This window comes from Bradyrhizobium diversitatis (genome assembly GCF_016031635.1).
Lineage (GTDB): Bacteria > Pseudomonadota > Alphaproteobacteria > Rhizobiales > Xanthobacteraceae > Bradyrhizobium > Bradyrhizobium diversitatis.
Genome location: NZ_JACEGD010000006.1, coordinates 39,075 through 55,622, shown reverse-complemented (window position 1 = coordinate 55,622; position 16,548 = coordinate 39,075). Strand labels below are relative to the sequence as shown.

The window sequence follows — 16,548 nt, the reverse complement described above, 5'->3', positions numbered from 1 at the left end:
GTTCAATTGATACTTCCGATCCGGCGCACGCATGCACATGTCTGACGCGCGAGCCGGGGCGTTCCCGGCGTCGCTTTGTCAAGGAGATGTGCGATGACTACACTGAAGCTGTTCTCGGCCGGGTTGATCGCTGCGGCCATGGTTGCTTCCCCGGCGATGGCGCGTGAAGGCAATACGAACGCGCGGCGGACGAATGCCGATGCCTACGCGTCGGCTCAACGTGTTCCGGTTACCTCCAAGCGCGGTTGCACGCGGGCTCCGGACGTCGGCGCCTATGCATCTGCCCCGTGGCGTCGCCCGCCCTGCGAGCCCAAGTCCGGCTATTGAGCGCACCGGCCGGACAATGCTGCTTCGGCAGAGCGCAATTGCGTGTGCTGAACTGAAGCAGGCCGCTGCGCGTCTCGGGTCCTTCTGGCTTACGCGAAAAAGAGGAATGGCAGCTCCTCATGCTGTCATTCCTGAAATTCGATCGACAACTCTCGAGTCGTCCGCTCTGTCACCGCCGCTGCACGGGCGATGGAGGTGCCGACATCAGGAATGATTGCCGCCGCCCGGCAGAGCGACGACGATCGTTTCGTATGACGCATCCATCCTCTGTCGCGATGGTCGCGACATGGCGATAAGGCGATCGGCGCTGCACGGCTGCCCCTTCAGCACCCCGGCGGCAAGATTGGCGAGACTCCGGGCGTTGGCGCCGCACCTGACGCGTTGGCCGGTAGCACTGTCGCAGGAGATGCCAGATTCATCGTCATGCTTTCCGCGCAGGTCGAGGTGTTGGGACTGGGCGCGACGACAGCATTTGGATCAATGCCCGTTCCGACATCGCCGCTGATGACGACCGGGATCGTACCCGGGGGCGGCCCGGCTTGCACTCGCGGGATCGAGAGCGGCAAACTCGCAGAGCTCGCCACCACCCCGCCTGGCGTTGAGCTGCACGCCACCGACACCCCAGTCCCTGACGGCGCGAACGCGGAAATTGTCCCGATCGAGCTCCCGTTTTGTCCCATCAGCGGTATGATTGGAGCAACATTGCCCGCCGTCGGCGATCCCGTAGTCGATGCAGTCGGCATTGTCGGCACCGACGTCGGAGATGTCGATGGTGGCGCACAGACGACCACTGTCCCCGGCGTCGTCGGATCCGAAGCGAGCGGAACGGGTGCCAGCGTGGTGTCGGGCACGCCTTGCACGGTCGTTGCGGAGAACGGACCCGGGCTATTGAGCGGTGAGGTGACGATCGCGCCCGGTACGGTCGGCAAGCTCATCGCCGTGCTGCCGGTTGTTGCGACCTGGGCTTTGCTCGCGGGGCAGCCGAGCAGCACGGCGGCGAGCGCTGCGCAAGCGATCCGGATCATGTCTGGCTCCCCTCGCTCGTCTCATTCTTGCGAATGGTGACCTGGCTGCCCTCCGCCAGATTGACTGCCGGATTGAGCACGACTTGCTCGCCGGGCTTCACGCCCTCGCGCACTTCCACCGATGTGCCGAGATCTCGCGCGATCGAGACCTTCTGCAAGTGAACGGTGCCGTTGCGCACGACTGCGACATGAAGGCCGTTCTGGTCGAAGACCAGCGCATCGGCGGGAACCGACATCGACGGCGTCTTGCGCGGGATCGACAGTTCGACCGTACAGTAGATGCCGGGACTCAACGCGCCGTCGGGATTGGGCACGTCGATCTCGGTCAGCAGCGTTCGGCTTCCCGGCTGCAACGCGGTCGCGATGCGCGTGACCTTCCCTGGAAATGCCCGGTCCGGGATCTCGGGAACGTGAATCTCCGCCTCGACGCCCGGCGCGATGCCGAAGGCCTCGTCCTGCGGCACGAACACTTGCGTTCGGATCACGTTCGAATGCATCAGCGTGAACATGAAGGTCGATCCCGCCTGAACGAGGCTGCCATTGTCCACGTTGCGTTGCGTGATCACACCGTCGAACGGTGCCACCACGCGCTGATAGGCCTTCTCCTGTTGAAGCACGCGAATCTGCGCCTCTTGTGCCGTTATGTTCGACTGGGCGACGCCCACGGCCGCCTGCTGGGCGCGCAAGGTAAGACGGTCGTTGTCGCCCTGCTGAGCCGTCAACCAGCCCTGCTTGACCAGATTACTGTCCCGCGTATTGGTGACGTCGGCAAGCTCCCGGCTCGCCTGTGCCTGCTGCAACGCCGCCTGGTTCTGCGCCAGCGTCGCCTGCGCCTGCGCGATCTGCTGGTCGAGTTCCGGCGCGGTGATCTCCGCCAGGAGATCGCCCTTCTTCACGTGATCGCCGATGTCGACATAGCGCTTCTCGATGTAGCCGCTGGCCCGTGCGAAGATGTTCGCCGCCTCGAATGCCGTCGTCGTCGCCGGCAGGGTGACCTTCGTGATCTCGGGGCTGGCGCGGACCGTCGCCACCCGAACCTCCGGAACGGCGGTCCTGATCTGCTTTGCCGATACAGCCAGATCGCGTGCGGCCTGATAATGCCGCCAGCCGCCCACGCCGAGACCGCCGGCAAGGAGCAGGACCATGGCGCCGCCGAGCCATACGCCGCCGTAGCGGCGGCGCGGTCGCGCCTCCTTGCCGGGCAGCTCCACGATGCGGCCGCTTTCCGCATCGGGCCGATCACTCACGTCGTGGCTGTTGGTCCGCACGCGAACATCGCTCATTCCGGTGACTCCTCGAACACGCCGTGGTGAGGCTTGCCGTCGTTGCGCTTGCGCAGCCAGGCGAAGAGATAGGGCACGATCAGCAATGTCGTCGGCGTTGCGAACAGCAGCCCGCCGATCACGGCACGGGCGAGCGCCGCGTTCTGCTCCTCGCCCGGGCCTCCGATCGCCATCGGGATCATGCCCACGATCATCGCGGCAGCCGTCATCAGCACGGGGCGGATTCGCGTGCGGCCCGCGCTCAGCGCGGCCTCGAACGCGGTGTGCCCGTCCAATTGCGCGTCACGCGCGAAGGTCACGAGCAGGATGGAATTGGCCGATGCAACGCCGACGGCCATGATCGCACCCATCAGCGAAGGCACGTTCAGGGTCGTCCCCGTGATGAACAGCATCGTCACGATACCGCATAAAGTCGCGGGCAGCGCCATGATGACGACAAAGGGGTCGCCGAAGTTCTGGTAGTTCACGACCATCAGCAGATAGACCAGGATGGCGGCAAACAGCAGCCCGATCCCGAGATCGCGGAACGATTGACGCATGCTCTGGATCTGCCCCAGAACCTCAATCGAATTTCCCGGCTGGAGCTGCTTCTGAAGCGTCGACGTGACCTTGTCGATATCGGCCGAGACGCTGCCGAGATCGCGCCCCTGCACGCTCGCATAGACGTCATACACCGGCTGAACGTTCGCCTGGTTCAAATTGGTGGGTACAGTCCCGCGCTTGAAGGTCGCAACATTGCTGAGCAGCCCCGGCACCGTCTGCCCGCTTGCAGCCGACGAGGCCGACACCGGCGTGTTCTCAAGTGCGTTGAGCGAGTTGGCCCTGTACTCCGGCGTCTGAACGGCAAGATAATAAGGGATGCCCGACGTCGGGTCGGTCCAGAAATTCGGCGAGACCTGGGCGGACGAGCTGAGGCTGACATTGATGTTGGTTGCCACCGTGCTGGCATTGAGCCCCAGCTGTGCGGCCCTTGTGCGGTCGATGTCGGCGTAGAACGCGGGAGCGTCGACCTCCTGTTGAAGATGCGCGTCGACGACTCCCGGAATGGCCGCCAGGCTCTTTTGCAGCTCTTTTGCCACGGACAGGTTGTTGGCGCCGTAACCGACTGTACGGACGTCAATCTGCGCCGGCAGGCCGAAATTCAGGATCTGGGTGACGATATCCGCCGCCTGGAAATAGAAGACGTCCTCGGGGAATGCCGCGGGCAGGACCTGGCGCAACTTCCTGACGTAATCCGCAGTCGGCCTGTGGCCGTCCTTGAGCGATACCAGGATCGTGCCGTCGTTCACTCCTATCGTCGATCCGTCGGTGAAGGCCAGATTGTAGGGACGCGCCGGCAAGCCGATATTGTCGACGATCAGCCCGCGATCCCGGTCCGGAATGACTTCGCGGATCTTGTCCTCGACCGCCTGGAAGATGGCCTCGGTGCGCTCGATCCGGGTCCCGGCTGGCGCACGAACATGGAGCTGGATCTGACCGCCGTCGATCAGGGGATAGAAATCCCTGCCCACGTAGACGAACATGACGGCCCCGAGCGCCAGCACGAGCACGGCAGCAATCGGCACGATGCTGCGGCTCCGGAGCAGGGTCGTCAGGAGTCCGGAATAGCCATCGCGCAGGCGCTCGAAGCCGCGCTCGAACGCGGCGGATGCGCGCGAAAACATGCCGGACGAGCTCGCGCCCTCGCCATGGCGCCGCTCGCCCTTCAGCAGCAGACCGATCGTGATCGGCGTGAGAGTCCGCGACAGCGCGTACGACGCCAGCATGGCAAACACCACCGCAAGGCCGAGTGGCGTGAAGAGGTATTGCGCCGGTCCTTCGAGGAATATGACCGAGGTGAAGACGCAGCTGATGGCAAGCGTGGAGACGAGCGTCGGTACGGCGATTTCGGCCGCACCGTGCAGCGTCGCTTCCGACAGCGGCATCCCCTCCTCGGTCCAGAGCCGATGCGTGTTCTCGATCGTCACCGTCGAATCGTCGACCAGAATGCCAACTGCGAGCGCCAGCCCACCCAGCGTCATGGTGTTGAGGGTCTCGCCGAGAAAATGGAGCACGATGAGCGAGGACAGCATCGCGAGCGGGATGGAGATCAGGACCACGAGCGTCGACCGCCACGATCCCAGAAATACCAGGATCATCAGCGCCGTGAGACCGGCCGCGATCGCGCCTTCGCGCAGCACACCGTCGACGGAGTGGGTGACGAAGACCGATTGGTCGAACAATTCGCTGATCTTCAGCCCGGCCGGCGCCGACGCCCGAATCGACTTCAAGGCCCGCTTGACCCCGTTGACGACGGCGAGCGTCGAGGCGTTGCCATTCTTGATCACGCTGAGCAGAACCGCGCGGTGACCGTCCTCGCGCACGATATTCTGCTGGACCTGCGATCCGTCCCGAACCTGGGCGACATCCTTCAGCAGGATCGTCGCTCCGTTCGCGAACTTGACCGGGATCATGTTGAGATCCTTGATCGAGGCCGGCGTCGCGTTGGTTCGCACGGTGTACTGGGTATCACCGATCTTCGCCGTTCCGGTCGGCAGCGTCAGGTTCTGGGTGTTCACCGCATTGACGATGTCGAGCGGCGTCAATCCGCGCGACGAGAGTTTGTTCGGGTCGATGTCGACCATGATCTGGCGATATTTGCCGCCCGCAGGCGTCGGCAGCGTTACCCCCGGAACGGGCGCCAATTGCTGCCGGATCCGATAGATGCCGAAGTCGTATAATTGCTGCTCGTTCAGTTTGTTGGACTCGAGGCTGAGCTGCAGGACCGGCACGCTCGACGCATTGAACTGCACGATCACGGGCGGCTGAATGCCCGGCGGCATCAGGGCGCGGATGGCGTTCGTTGCCGATACGATCTGCGAGATCGCGAGATCGAGATTGACGTCCGGCTGGAAGTAGATCTTTTGAACCGACAGGCCATTGAGCGTCTGCGCTTCGATGTTCTTGATACCGCTGACATTGGCGCTGATCGAATACTGGCTGTACGTGGAGACGCGCTGCTCCATCTCCGGCGTCGAGAGGCCGGTATAGCTCCAGATGACGGTGACGACGGGGATGCGGATCTCGGGAAAGATATCCGTCGGCATCGACCAGACCGAGATGCCGCCCAGAAACAGGATCAGCGCCGCTAGCACATAGAACGTGTGCGGAAACCGGAGCGCAAAGCGGACAATTCCCATGGAGACAACTACTTCGAGCAGGTTGCGGGAAATTTTCAGATGGCGACGATGCTTGACCGTTCAAATGAAATCGAGTTCAGCATCGTGACCTCTCGATCGTTCACGTCGATGCGAACGCCTCACGCTCGAGATAGTGTCGGGACGGGTGGGTGGCGACAGAGACGACGCCGCGCGCCGCCCCTGTCCGCGGGCGGCCGCGGGCTCCAGGGTGGCACGGATGGCGGCACGCCTGACCTTTGCAAAGGCGCGAATCTCGATCTGCCGAACGCGCTCGCTGGAGATCGAAAGCTCGCGGGCGAGCTGATCGAGCGTCGGGGGATGCTCCGCCAGCCGCCTTGCCTCCAGCACGCGCCGCTCGCGCCCCGTGAGGCCATTCAGCGCAATGCGCAGGGCATCGGTCCGATGTTCCATCTGATCCTGATCGGCAAGGATGGTCTCGGCGTCGCTCGCCTCGTCCACAAGCAAGGCCTCCCACTCGGTACCCTGCTCGTCGCCGCCAACCCACGCATTCAGCGACAGGTCGCCGTGCAGGCGGCAATCCATCTCCATCACTTCGCGCGCCGAAACTTCGAGCCTGGTGGCAATCGCCTCGGCGACATCGGGGGTTAGCCGCGCCATCCCGCTCTGGCCAGCCTTTCTCATCTCGCCGCGAAGCCGGAAGAACAGTTTCTTTTGAGCGGCCGTTGTTCCGATCTTGACCAGCGACCAGGAGCGCAGGATGTATTCGTGGATGGCGGCCTTGATCCACCACGTCGCATAGGTGGAAAATCGCGAGTTTCGGTCGGGCTCGAACCGCGACGCGGCAATCACCAGCCCGAGATTGGCCTCGGCCATGAGATCGGCGAACGGAAGGCCGTATCCCCTGTAGCTCCGCGCGACCTTGGCGGCGAGCCGGAGGTGGCTCGTGACGAGCGCGTTCGCGGCGTCGCCGTCCCTCGTCTCCTGCCAGCGACGCGCAAGCTGCTGCTCCTGCTCGCGTTCGAGCAGGTCGTACCGGCCGATGACCGAGGAATACGCATTGAACACAGCGGCCGCCGTACGCCTGCCCGGCTCAGCCGTATCGATCCTGCTCAAACCCGCATGTCGCATTGGCATCTTTTGCTCCCACATTCGAACCGGCAAGCGGAACGTAAGAAGCCTCCGACTGACGGCGCCAGTAAACTGCACTTAACAAGCCTGAATTCGCTTTCAGAGATCCCACCGCTCTTTCCGCTTCGCACGTCTCGCACGTGGCATCGGCGGTCACATCGGCGCGAGGCTCGCGTGAAGCGAACGAACCGGCGCCGATGCCGCGGCTTCGTGTGATATCGCGCCCGTCGTGGCGAGGATCTCCACCCGTCCGCCGGGTGCCGGGCAAATGGTCAGGCAGAAGCCGTGCAGCTTCAGAATCGCAGCGACGAGGCTCAGTCCCAGTCCCACTCCCGGCGTGTTGCGCATCTTGTCGGAGCGATAGAACCGACGCAGCACCGCCTCGCGCTCCGACTCGCCGATGCCAGGGCCGGTATCGCTCACGCGCACGAGCGCGGCCCTGTCGTCCGACATCAGCTCGAGCGTCACTCGTCCGCCCGCGGGGGTGAACTTGACGGCATTGTCCACGAGATTGGCAACCGCCTCGAACAGCAGGTCCCGATCACCCCGCACCTGCACTTTGCGGTCGATCTCGACGTCGATGTCGATATCCTTGTCTTCGGCAATGGGTTCGTAGACGTCGCACACCTGTCGCAGGATCTCGTCGAGCGCGACATCGCCGAAGCCGGCCGTACGGCTGCTGCTCTCGATTTCGGCCAGGCGCAGCAGCGCAGTGATGATTGCGAGCGATTGGTCGATTCCGGCCATTGCCTTGTCCACGATGTCCTGAAGGTCCTCCAGCGTGGCCGCATGTGTGCGCCCGCGCTCCAGCGCCAGGCGGGCTCGCGTGAGCGGTGTCCTGAGATCGTGAGCGATATCGTTGCCGACACCGGCCAGCGCGTTGATCGTGGTCTCCATCTCGTCGAGCATGCCGTTGACGATCCTGGCCAGCCGCGCGAACGGATCGTCCGCGTTGGTCTGTGGGAGCCGCTCGCGGAGATCGCCGGCCACGATACGCTGGACCCTCTGGTTCACCTGCTCCACGCGCCTCTGGGCGCGGACGCTCAGCCAGGCCCCGGCCAGCAGGCAGAGGCAGAATGCCGGCAGCAGGCCGAGCAGCAGCGCTTGTCCGACGACGATGGATATCTCGCGCGTCTCATCGACATTCCGCCCGATCACGAGGATGTGGCCGTCGCCGAGCCGCCTGCCCGCGGCCTTGACGACGGCATCGTGGACCGCCGACGGCCCGTCCCGTATGAGCCGCACGCTCCGGACCGGTCCGCCGAAATCGAGCTTTGATGGCAATCGCGCGATGTTGCCGGCAAGCCGGGTCCCTGCGGCATCGAACAGGCCGGCATATTGCACGCCTCGCGAATCCTGCTTGAGATGATCGGAGATCGCGTCGATGAGACGGCCGGGCGGCAGCTCGGCCATGAAGTTGAGCTGCGTTGCAATCATGCGGTCGGATCGCATGATCAGGTAGTCGTCGATCTTCCAGTAGATGAAGGCGAACAGGGCGGCGACGAACAACGCCAGCGTGGCTGCTATCGCCGCGGCCCACAGGAACGTGTTCGAACGAATGAACTGAATCTGGCGCATCGATCCGCCGAACCTGTTAACGAGTTCGCAGCACGAAGCCGGAGCCGCGAACGTTGTGGATCAGCTGCGTCTCGCCGGGGCCGTCGACCTTGTGACGAAGGCGGCCCATGTGCACGTCGATGAGATTGGTGGTTGCCGGAACGAATTTGTAGTTCCAGACCTCCTCGAGCAGCATCGCCCGGGTCAGCAGCTGATCGCTTCGGCGCATCATGTATTCGAGCAGGCGGAATTCGCGCGGCAGCAGATCGATCTCGCGCTCGCCTCGCCGCGCGGTCCGCTCGATCAGGTCGAGCTCCAGCGGCCCGGCGCACAACGTGGTCTCGCGGCTGTCGATCGGACGCCGCAGCAACGCCTCCACCCGGGCGACGAGCTCGATCAGCGCGAACGGCTTGGTGAGATAGTCGTCTCCGCCGACGCGCAACCCGCGCACCCTGTCGTCGACCGCGCCGAGCGCGCTCAGCACCAGGACGGGCGTCCTGACCTGGTCCTTGCGCAAGGCCTCGATGACGGTCAGCCCGTCCATTCCGGGCAGCATGCGATCGACGATCAGGGCATCGGGAGACGATTCACGCGCCCGATCGAGACCGCCGATTCCGTCGGGCGCCCATCGCACCTCGAACCCGCGCTCGGTGAGTTCGGCCACGATCGCGTCGGCGGTCTCGGCATCATCCTCGATCAGGAGAATCCGCGTCATTGTGCTGGTTCCACGTCCCGCGAGGCCTCGAGACCGGCGGCGAAGCATGGGCTCGGTGATCTGCGACGACATGTTCAATGCCCGCCCGGGCCGAACACGCGAGGCAGGACCGGCATGCCACGCACCGCTGTCTCGCGACAGAAGTAATCCTGCGTGGGATAAAGCACCATTAAATTGCATTTCAGAGCGCCCGGCAGCACGGTCACTGCTGGCGGCGGCGCGAAGGCGATCGAATGTGCTGTCGCAGTGATCATCTCTCATCTCCATGCAGCAGGACGCTCCAGCAGATATGTCTTCAGCGAGGCTGCTGTTACGCGCCAGGATCGAAACGTTGCGAGTTTGCACGATCGTGCTTGCCGGCAAGGACGGGATCACGGTCCATTGAACACGGGTGAGCAATTCGTGCGTTTTGCCGCCGCGCGTTCGTCCGCACCTCCTTCACAGGCCGGCTTGGACTGCCAGCTTTCATCAAAGGAGAAGCCAAATGACCACTCTCAAGCTCTTGTCGACCGGACTGATCGCAGTCGCCATGCTCGGTGGACCCGCCATGGCGCGGGAGCGCCAAACCGACGTCCGCCCATCCGCAATGCAAGCCGATCCGGTTGCATCGTACGGGTCGGTCTATCAGACCGGCCGCGCCTGCGTTCCAGCGCCCCGTGTCGGCGCGTTTGCGACGGCGCCGTGGACCGGCAACAACGTTCCCTGTGAGCCGGGCACCGGCAGCTTCTGATCCCGACGACGTCGCGGCCGGCCGGGCGGGTGCCTCGCTCGGCCGCCGCCTTTCACGATGGGGTCGAGCCTGACGTTGACCCCGTCCACGCTCGGTAGTCGCGTCGGCGGATCACCTCGCCGATGCGCAGCGCCCCGCTCCTGAAATCGAATTCAGTGGGATTGCCGCACGACCTTCCTATCTTCCCTTCAAGACAGGATTTGCTGGCGGCACGACGCTGAGGCGACGGCATTGGCCGCCGGGCATCCGGACACGAAAGGAATCCCTCATGAAACGCGCATTGATGATCATGGCGACAGCGGCGCTTGCCTCAGCACTGGCGGTCGGAACGGCCGAGGCACATGGCGGCGGTGGCGGTGGCCACGGCGGCGGTGGCTTCGGAGGCGGGCATATGGGCTTTGGCGGCGGCCACATGGGCTTCGGTGGCGGCGCGCATTTCGGCGGCATGGGACATGCTGGCGGATTCGGCGGCGGAGCCCGATTCGGCGGCGAGCACCTCGGCTTCGGCCATCATGTCGCAACCGGCGGCTTCCGGCAGCACGCGTTTCACCGTTTTGACCGCTTCCGGTCCGGATATGGATTCTACGGCTATCCGGATTGCTATGACTGGTACGAGCTGCATCCGGCCCAACCCTTGCCGCTGAGCTGCAGCTAGGTCCGCGTGCACCGCGCCGATTGGTCCGGACCACGCAAGCTCGCGGCCCGGATCGCTCGAACTGCGCGCGCGAAGTCCACACAGCACCCTACGGGTGGAACCACTCCTCGGCGTGCCTGCGCAGTGGTCGCAGATGCCGTACCCATCGCGGTCAAGCCGCTCCTGCGACCCTCTTCAGGTGCATCGCTGCGAAATCGAGATACCAATCCAGACAGCCGGGATTGGCCATCGCTTCCCTGTTGATGACCTTCTCCACGGACTGGCCGAGCAGCAGCTTCTTGATCGGCAGCTCCTGCTTCTTGCCGGACAGCGTCCGCGGAATCTCGGCGACGGCGAAAATCTCGTTCGGCAGAAAGCGCCGCGACAGGCCGGTCTCGATCGCCTTGTTGATCTTCGCCTGCATCGCCGCATCGAGCGCAATGCCGTCGCGCAACACAACGAACAGCGGCATGTAACTGTCGCGGCCGAGATATTCGAGATCCACGACGAGGGAGTCGAGCACCTCGGGCAGCGACTCGATTGCGGAATAGAGCTCGCTCGTACCCATGCGCAGGCCGTGCCGGTTGATGGTGGCATCACTGCGGCCATAGATGATACAGGAGCCATCCGGATTGACCTTGAGCCAGTCGCCGTGCCGCCACGCCGGACCGCGCCCGCTGCCGTCGAAATCGTCCGGATAGGTTTCGAAATAGCTCGCGCGATAGCGCGCCCCACCCTCGTCGTTCCAGAAATAGAGCGGCATCGACGGCATCGGCTCGGTACAGACGAGCTCGCCGACCTCGTCGATGACGGCGTGCCCCTGTTCGTTGAAAGCCTCCACGGCCGCGCCCAGCAGCCGGCACTGCATAGCGCCCGGCGTCTGCGGCAGCTCGCGGTTGCCGCCGATGAAGGCGCCGGCGAAGTCGGTCCCGCCGGAAATGTTCGCCCACCAGATGTCGGCCTGAGCTTTGCTGCCGTTCGTCCTCGACAACGCAGCGAAGCGCGCGTTGAACCAAGCCTGCGTGTCGGCGCTAAGGGGCGAGCCGGTCGAGCCGAGGCAACGCAGCTGCGAAAGATCGCCGGCGGCGGCAAGGTCGATCTCGGCCTTGGCGCAGTTCGCGAAGAACGCCGCGCCCGCCCCGAAGAAGGTCGACTTCGATCGCGCGACGAAGCGCCACAGCGTGGTCCAGTCCGGCTTGTCCTTCGCGCCGGCCGGGCTGCCGTCGAAGATGCAGCAGGTGGTCCCGCTGAGCAGGCCGCCGACCTGGCTGTTCCACATGATCCAGCCGGTCGAGCTGTACCAGTGATAACGCTCGCCGAAGGAATTCTGGTGATAGGAACAGCCGATGTCGTTGTGCAGCCCCAGAAGCGCGAGCACCACGATGATGATGCCGCCATGGCCGTGCACGATCGGCTTCGGCAGGCCGGTCGTGCCGCTGGAATAGACGATCCAGAGCGGATGATCGAACGGCAGCCAGATCGGCTCGAAGGCATCGATGGCCGCGCCCGTTCTGGCGAGAATGTCGGAGAGCAGCGCGTCCGGCGCCGCAGCTGCGCCGGCTTCGCTGTGCAGGATGACGTGCTCGACGGTCGGCAGGGACCGCCTGAGCTCGCCGACGACGTCGCGACGGTCATGCCGCCGGCCGGCATAAGTGACGGCGTCGCAGGCGATCAGCACCTTCGGTTCGATCTGCTTGAAGCGGTCGATCACCGCAGGCGCCGCCATGTCGGGCGCACAGACGCTCCAGATTGCGCCGATGCTGGCTGTCGCCAGGAACGCAACGATGGTCTCGGGGATGTTCGGCAGATGGGCTGCGACGCGGTCGCCGGGGCACACGCCCTTGTCCTTCAGATCGAGCGCGAGCGCCGCTGCCTTGCGCCGCAGCTCCGGCCAGCTCGTCTCCGTGAGACTGCCGTCCTCACCGCCGCTGACGATGGCGGGCAGCCCGGCTGCGTCTGCTGCCGCGACATGCCGGAACACCTGCCTGGCGTAATTCACCTGCGCGCCGGGAAACCACACCGCATTCGGCATTTTGCGCTCGGCAATCACGGCGGCAAACGGCGTCGGAGATTGCAGATCGTAATAGTCCCAAATGCTGCGCCAGAACCCGTCGAGATCGCGCACCGACCATTGCCGCATCTCTTCGTAGCTCGAGAAGACAAGGCCGCGCGTATCCCCGAGCCATTGACGATACAGGGCCATTTGAGGAACGTAGGGAGCTGCCATCATCAAATTCCGAAGGTTCATGGATTGCGAGAGCTGCAGCCGAACTCGGGACGTGTGCGCTGTTGCACCCGTTGAACGATCCGTCTCACAATAGATTCAAACCTCGAGCCACTCCTGGCGAACCGCCGCGTTCGCCCTGAGTTGGTCCGGCGTGCCTTCAAAAACCACGCGACCGTGTCCCATGATGTAGACGCGCTTCGAGATGCGCATCGCGATCGATAGCTTCTGCTCGACGAGCAGGATCGCGACCCCGGCTTGCGCGATGCGGACGATGAGGTCTCCCACCTGTTGCACGATCAGCGGCGCGAGCCCCTCCGTCGGCTCGTCGATCATGATGAGATCAGGATCACCCATCAACGTGCGGCATGTCGTCAACATCTGCTTCTCGCCGCCCGAGAGGACCCCAGCAGGCGCGTCGGCGCGCGCGGCGAGGTTGGGAAACATGTCGAGCATGTCCTGCAGCCGCCATTTGCCCGGTCGTCGCGTGTCCTTGATGCCGAGCAAAAGATTCTGTCGCACCGTCAAGCTCGGAAAGATGTCGCGATGCTCGGGAACGTAGCCGAGCCCGAGGCGCGCGATCTTGTAGCTCGGCAGGCCCGCAATGTCCTTGCCCTTGAAGCGGATCGTGCCCTGCGGAACGACCTCGCCCATGATCGCCTTGACCGTGGTCGAACGCCCGACTCCGTTGCGGCCGAGCAGGCTCACCACTTCGCCAGCGGCGACATCGAGGTCAACGCCCTGGAGAATGTGGCTCTTGCCGTAATAAGCGTGGAGGTTCCTGACTTCGAGCATCAGTGTGCCTCCTCGCCAAGATAGGCTTCCCTGACCTTCGGATCGCGCCGGATCTCCTCGGGAGTGCCCGAGGCGATGATATGACCGTAAACCAGCACCGAGATGCGGTCGGCAAGGCCAAACACGACGCTCATGTCGTGTTCGACGATGACCAGCGTTCGCCCTTCGGTCAGGCGCCGGATCAACGACACCGCGCGCTCCGTCTCGGCGTGGCTCATTCCAGCGGTCGGCTCATCGAGCATGACGACGGTAGCGCCCCCTGCGATCGTGATGCCGATCTCCAGCTCGCGCTGCTCGGCATATGTCAACAGGCCGGCCGGAACGTCGCGGCGATGCGTGAGGTGAATGTCTTCGAGAATCCGCGCCGTCCGCTCGCGCACCTCAGGCAGGCTGTCCACGTTCTTCCAGAACGCGTAGCGATGCCCGGTGGCCCACAGCACGGCGGAGCGGACGTTTTCCCAGACCGTCATGCGGGCAAACACGTTGGTGACCTGGAACGAGCGCGACAGCCCCCGCCGGTTGATCTCGAACGGCTGCAGGCCGGAGATCACGTCGCCATTGAGCCGGACCTCACCCGAAGTCGGCTTGATATGCCCACTGATCAAATTGAACGTCGTCGACTTCCCCGCGCCGTTCGGACCGATGATGGCGTGCCGTTCGCCCTGCGCGATGCTGAGGTTCAGGTCGCGAATGATGCCAACGTTGCCGAAGCGCTTCTCGACGGCGCGGACTTCGATGGCTGCAGTCATGCCAGATACCCCCGATCACGCGCGACCGTGGCCGCCCGATCCCACGCTTCGCCAACCCGCCGCCACGTCAATCGCGCGATGACGAAACCACCGGCCACGAGAACCGCTGCGGCAATCCAGGTGGCCGGAGACTTGGGATTGAAGGCGATGCCGAACAGGTTGATCGCACTGGCCTCCCCGCCGGAATGACGCGCGATCGTCTCGATCACCAGAATGACGCCGCAAGCGAGCGCCACGGTCGGCACGATCGCGACGAGATAGGACGGAATCACCGTCCATAACGATCCGGCGCGAAGGAGCGGCCGGTGCATCATCACGAGCCCGGCGATGCCGCCGGGCGAGAACATCACGATGCCGATGAAGATGATGCCGAAATAGAGCTGCCAGACGCTGGTAACGCTGGTCAGCCCGAGCTGCAGATAGGTCACCAGGATCGCGCCGAGAATGGGTCCGAAGAAATAGGCGGTACCGCCGATGAAGGTTGCGAACAGCACCAGGCCGGACTGGATCGCGCCGAGATAGGCCGAATTCGCGATTTCGAAGCTGATCGCGGCAAGCCCCCCGGCGATGCCGGCGAAGAATCCTGCAAAGCAATAGGCGAGATAACGAACCACGTGAGGATCGTAGCCGATGAACTGGACGCGCTCGGGATTGTCACGGACGGCATTGCTGATCCGCCCCAGCGGGGTTCGGGTCAGTGCGTACATCGCGATCGCCGAGACCACCAGCCAGAACGCGATCAGATAATAGACCTGGATCTGCGGCCCGAAGGTCCAGCCAAACATGCGCGGCAGCGCTGTGCGGTCCGTCGTGATGCCGGCTTCGCCGCCGAAGACCGACCGGAGGATCAGAGACGAAGACGCCACCAGCTCGCCGATGCCCAGCGAGATCATGGCGAACACGGTGCCGGCACGCTTGGTCATGAGCCAGCCGACGAGGATAGCGAACCCGAGGCCACCGAGGCCGCCGAACAATGGGATGAACGGAAGCGGGATCGGCCAGCCGTGGGAGACGATCGCGTTCATCACATGGCAGGCCGTGAAGCCGCCGAGGCCGTAGTGCACGGCATGGCCGAACGACAACAATCCGGTCTGTCCAAGCAGGATGTTGTAAGAGAGCGCGAACACGATCGCGATCCCGATCAGGCTGAAGGACGTGAGGGAGCCGCCGGACGAGAACACCAGCGGCAGCACGATGAGGACGATCACGCCGGCCAGCCAGACGCCGTAGAAGCGCAGGTTCTCGCCGGCCGCGTTCGCTGCGGGTCCCGATACCGATGTCGTTGCCGTAGTCATGATTCGCGCGTCCCCATCAGGCCCATGGGGCGAACGATCAGGATGATGACCAGCAGAAGATAAGGAATGATCGGCGCGACCTGTGCGATTGTGACGTTCCAGATGTCGGAAAGAGCGGAAGGCCCCCCCGCCGCATCGAGCGGACCGAAGACGCTGGCCAGCGAGCCATTCAACGCCACTGCAAAAGTCTGCACCAGGCCAATGACGAGCGAGGCGACGAAGGCACCCGGCAGGGAGCCGAGGCCGCCGAACACGATGACCACGAACAGGATCGGCCCGAGCGCAGCCGCCATGTCGGACTGCGTCACCAGCGCCGGTCCCGCGATGACACCGGCAAGGCCTGCCAGCGCGCTGCCCACACCAAATACCACCATGAACACGCGCCCCACATTGTGGCCGAGGTGTCCGACCATGTGAGGATGCGTCAGCGCCGCCTGCACGATCAGGCCGACCCTGGTACGCCGCAGCACCAGCAGGAGCGCGACGAAGATGACCACCGATACCGCGAGCATGAAGATCTTGTAGGCGGGATAATTGGTGGAGAAGATCGTGAAGGCTGGGAAGTCGAGCAGCGCCGGCACGCGATAGTCGACCGGGCTCCTGCCCCAGATCATTGCGACGATCTCTTCGATCGCGAATGCGAGGCCAAAGGTCAGCAGCAATTCCGCGACGTGTCCATGCTTGTGGGTGTTGCGCAGGCCATAGCGCTCGACCGCCATGCCGATCGCGCCGACCAGGAGCGGGGCGAGCACGAAAGCCGGCCAGAACCCGATCCATTTCGTCAATTGAAAGCCGAAGAAGGCGCCGAGCATGTAGAAGCTGGCATGGGCGAAGTTGAGCACGCCCATCATGCTGAAGATGACCGTCAGCCCGCTCGACAGCAGAAACAGCAGCATGCCGAACAGCACACCGTTCAGGATCGAAATGACAATGAGTTCTAGCACAG

The 16,548-nt window shown here is 64.1% G+C and carries 15 protein-coding genes; 4 read left to right on the top strand and 11 right to left on the bottom strand.

Annotated features, from left to right (window positions below; genetic code table 11):
* The first annotated feature begins 93 nt into the window (after window positions 1-93).
* Both H1B27_RS07000 and H1B27_RS06995 read left to right on the top strand, forming a co-directional pair.
* Window positions 94-327 carry a hypothetical protein gene (locus H1B27_RS07000; protein WP_082822188.1) on the top strand — a complete coding sequence of 78 codons (234 nt, stop codon included), beginning with the start codon at window positions 94-96 and terminating at the stop codon, window positions 325-327.
* A 423-nt stretch (window positions 328-750) separates the two neighbouring features.
* Entirely contained in the window at window positions 751-1,392 is a 642-nt protein-coding gene (locus H1B27_RS06995; protein WP_246515233.1) for a hypothetical protein, read from the top strand.
* Here the strand turns inward: H1B27_RS06995 and H1B27_RS06990 are convergent.
* From H1B27_RS06990 to H1B27_RS06965, 6 genes are all read right to left on the bottom strand, one after another.
* Window positions 1,349-2,635 carry an efflux RND transporter periplasmic adaptor subunit gene (locus H1B27_RS06990; RefSeq protein WP_197965474.1) on the bottom strand — a complete coding sequence of 429 codons (1,287 nt, stop codon included), beginning with the start codon at window positions 2,633-2,635 and terminating at the stop codon, window positions 1,349-1,351. The two genes, H1B27_RS06995 and H1B27_RS06990, sit on opposite strands and share 44 nt — an antisense overlap.
* Window positions 2,632-5,814, bottom strand: a complete 3,183-nt coding sequence (locus H1B27_RS06985) for an efflux RND transporter permease subunit (RefSeq protein ID WP_197965473.1) — start codon at window positions 5,812-5,814, stop codon at window positions 2,632-2,634. The genes H1B27_RS06990 and H1B27_RS06985 overlap by 4 nt, the downstream gene beginning before the upstream one ends.
* A gap of 60 nt (window positions 5,815-5,874) precedes the next feature.
* A complete protein-coding gene (gene rpoH / locus H1B27_RS06980) occupies window positions 5,875-6,909 on the bottom strand; it encodes an RNA polymerase sigma factor RpoH (protein WP_376708975.1) in 1,035 nt (344 codons plus the stop codon).
* 147 nt (window positions 6,910-7,056) lie between these two features.
* Window positions 7,057-8,481: a sensor histidine kinase gene (locus H1B27_RS06975; protein WP_197965472.1), complete on the bottom strand. Its 1,425-nt coding sequence runs from the start codon at window positions 8,479-8,481 to the stop codon at window positions 7,057-7,059.
* Window positions 8,482-8,497: 16 nt separating this feature from the next.
* Window positions 8,498-9,175: a response regulator transcription factor gene (locus tag H1B27_RS06970; RefSeq protein WP_061882070.1), complete on the bottom strand. Its 678-nt coding sequence runs from the start codon at window positions 9,173-9,175 to the stop codon at window positions 8,498-8,500.
* A 74-nt stretch (window positions 9,176-9,249) separates the two neighbouring features.
* Window positions 9,250-9,429 (bottom strand): hypothetical protein, encoded by a 180-nt coding sequence (locus H1B27_RS06965; RefSeq protein WP_197965471.1) that lies wholly within the window; start codon window positions 9,427-9,429, stop codon window positions 9,250-9,252.
* Window positions 9,430-9,659: 230 nt separating this feature from the next.
* Here H1B27_RS06965 and H1B27_RS06960 point away from each other — a divergent pair, with 230 nt between their 5' ends.
* Complete coding sequence (locus H1B27_RS06960) at window positions 9,660-9,905, top strand: hypothetical protein (protein WP_197965470.1); 246 nt, start codon at window positions 9,660-9,662, stop codon at window positions 9,903-9,905.
* Between the two features lie 268 nt (window positions 9,906-10,173).
* A complete protein-coding gene (locus tag H1B27_RS06955; RefSeq protein ID WP_197965469.1) occupies window positions 10,174-10,560 on the top strand; it encodes a hypothetical protein in 387 nt (128 codons plus the stop codon).
* Window positions 10,561-10,711: 151 nt separating this feature from the next.
* Here H1B27_RS06955 and H1B27_RS06950 read toward each other — a convergent pair whose 3' ends face one another.
* From H1B27_RS06950 to H1B27_RS06930, 5 genes are all read right to left on the bottom strand, one after another.
* Window positions 10,712-12,766: an acetoacetate--CoA ligase gene (locus H1B27_RS06950; RefSeq protein WP_197965635.1), complete on the bottom strand. Its 2,055-nt coding sequence runs from the start codon at window positions 12,764-12,766 to the stop codon at window positions 10,712-10,714.
* A 96-nt stretch (window positions 12,767-12,862) separates the two neighbouring features.
* Window positions 12,863-13,558, bottom strand: a complete 696-nt coding sequence (locus H1B27_RS06945; RefSeq protein ID WP_061882067.1) for an ABC transporter ATP-binding protein — start codon at window positions 13,556-13,558, stop codon at window positions 12,863-12,865.
* Window positions 13,558-14,307, bottom strand: a complete 750-nt coding sequence (locus H1B27_RS06940; protein WP_061882066.1) for an ABC transporter ATP-binding protein — start codon at window positions 14,305-14,307, stop codon at window positions 13,558-13,560. Before H1B27_RS06940 ends, H1B27_RS06945 begins: the two co-directional genes overlap by 1 nt.
* The gene (locus H1B27_RS06935; RefSeq protein ID WP_061882065.1) at window positions 14,304-15,602 is read right to left on the bottom strand and encodes a branched-chain amino acid ABC transporter permease; all 1,299 of its coding nucleotides are present in this window, start codon (window positions 15,600-15,602) and stop codon (window positions 14,304-14,306) included. Before H1B27_RS06935 ends, H1B27_RS06940 begins: the two co-directional genes overlap by 4 nt.
* Window positions 15,599-16,546 carry a branched-chain amino acid ABC transporter permease gene (locus tag H1B27_RS06930; RefSeq protein WP_197965468.1) on the bottom strand — a complete coding sequence of 316 codons (948 nt, stop codon included), beginning with the start codon at window positions 16,544-16,546 and terminating at the stop codon, window positions 15,599-15,601. Before H1B27_RS06930 ends, H1B27_RS06935 begins: the two co-directional genes overlap by 4 nt.
* Window positions 16,547-16,548: the final 2 nt, after the last annotated feature.

Excerpts from the sequence above, each read along its gene's own strand:
- H1B27_RS06975 (WP_197965472.1), bottom strand. The coding sequence starts at position 8,481 with ATGCGCCAGATTCAGTTCATTCGTTCGAACACGTTCCTGTGGGCCGCG.
- H1B27_RS06940 (WP_061882066.1), bottom strand. The coding sequence starts at position 14,307 with ATGACTGCAGCCATCGAAGTCCGCGCCGTCGAGAAGCGCTTCGGCAAC.
- rpoH (WP_376708975.1), bottom strand. The coding sequence starts at position 6,909 with ATGCCAATGCGACATGCGGGTTTGAGCAGGATCGATACGGCTGAGCCG.
- H1B27_RS06985 (WP_197965473.1), bottom strand. The coding sequence starts at position 5,814 with ATGGGAATTGTCCGCTTTGCGCTCCGGTTTCCGCACACGTTCTATGTG.
- H1B27_RS07000 (WP_082822188.1), top strand. The coding sequence starts at position 94 with ATGACTACACTGAAGCTGTTCTCGGCCGGGTTGATCGCTGCGGCCATG.
- H1B27_RS06935 (WP_061882065.1), bottom strand. The coding sequence starts at position 15,602 with ATGACTACGGCAACGACATCGGTATCGGGACCCGCAGCGAACGCGGCC.
- H1B27_RS06965 (WP_197965471.1), bottom strand. The coding sequence starts at position 9,429 with ATGATCACTGCGACAGCACATTCGATCGCCTTCGCGCCGCCGCCAGCA.
- H1B27_RS06960 (WP_197965470.1), top strand. The coding sequence starts at position 9,660 with ATGACCACTCTCAAGCTCTTGTCGACCGGACTGATCGCAGTCGCCATG.
- H1B27_RS06955 (WP_197965469.1), top strand. The coding sequence starts at position 10,174 with ATGAAACGCGCATTGATGATCATGGCGACAGCGGCGCTTGCCTCAGCA.
- H1B27_RS06990 (WP_197965474.1), bottom strand. The coding sequence starts at position 2,635 with ATGAGCGATGTTCGCGTGCGGACCAACAGCCACGACGTGAGTGATCGG.
- H1B27_RS06995 (WP_246515233.1), top strand. The coding sequence starts at position 751 with ATGCTTTCCGCGCAGGTCGAGGTGTTGGGACTGGGCGCGACGACAGCA.
- H1B27_RS06970 (WP_061882070.1), bottom strand. The coding sequence starts at position 9,175 with ATGACGCGGATTCTCCTGATCGAGGATGATGCCGAGACCGCCGACGCG.
- H1B27_RS06945 (WP_061882067.1), bottom strand. The coding sequence starts at position 13,558 with ATGCTCGAAGTCAGGAACCTCCACGCTTATTACGGCAAGAGCCACATT.
- H1B27_RS06950 (WP_197965635.1), bottom strand. The coding sequence starts at position 12,766 with ATGGCAGCTCCCTACGTTCCTCAAATGGCCCTGTATCGTCAATGGCTC.